Source organism: Rhizobium sp. CCGE 510, from assembly GCF_000292525.1.
GTDB lineage: Bacteria > Pseudomonadota > Alphaproteobacteria > Rhizobiales > Rhizobiaceae > Rhizobium.
The window spans coordinates 1-945 of record NZ_AEYF01000103.1; the positions used below are offsets into that span (position 1 = coordinate 1).

Annotated in this window: 1 pseudogene; it reads left to right on the forward strand. The window is 63.5% G+C overall.

The window, feature by feature from the left end:
* Positions 1–945 (forward strand): annotated as a pseudogene (locus RCCGE510_RS32640) (lactate dehydrogenase); the annotation flags it as partial.

A 945-nucleotide genomic window follows, 5' to 3' on the forward strand; every position in this document is an offset into this window, starting at 1 on the left:
CGGCACGGACGTCGTCGTCGACATCCTTGTTTTTACGCAAGCGAAAGCTCGGCGAGCCGGAAGGTGATAGTGGGCTGGCTCGATCTCGATGAGGTTCGTGGGGCCACAGTCGATGAGGGTGCCATCCGGGTGAACCGGTGGGTCGTGCGGCATCCCGGGTTCGTGCTCGGCACACACGTGCTCACCTCCGGCCCGTTCGGCGAGACCTATACGTGCCTGCCACGAGACGGGCAGAACCTCGGCACGGCCCTGGATGCCGCGATCCGCCTTCTTCCGGAAGCCCTCTATGACGGCAAGCCGACCGAAATCGATCTCGATCTGGACGACGACGGTGATCGTGTCGTCGGTCTGCCTGTTGACCGCCATGCGCGCGAGGGTAGTTTCCTCTTCGACCAAAGCCGTGGCCTCATGCAAATCATCGAGGGCGAGCCGGTCACTATTACCATGCGGAAAGGGCGGACAGGCGAAGGCCTGTCGGAAAAACATATCCGCATCATCGCCAAGCTGATCCCGATCCGTGACGCCGTGCGCGAGGTGCTGAAAGCGCAGGAGCTCGATCGACCCTGGAAAGACGCGCAGGTGCGGCTGCGCATCGCCTGGTCAAGCTTCGTGCGCGACTTCGGCCCGATCAATCACACCACCGTCGCGATAACGGAGGATCCGGAAAGCGGCGAAGTGCGCGAGACGCATCGTCGCCCGAACCTTCAGCCCTTCCTCGACGATCCCGATTGCTGGCTGGTCGCCTCGATCGAGGATTACGATCTGGAGACAGATACGGCGAGGCCAGGGCCGATCTTTTCCGAGCGCGTCATCGCGCCGCCGGCGCCGCCAGTCATCACCTCCGCGGCCGATGCGCTGGCCGTCGTGCTCAACGAGCGCGGCCATGTCGACCTCGACCATATTGCTGAGCTCGTCCACCAGTCCCCCGACGCAGTGATTGTCGGA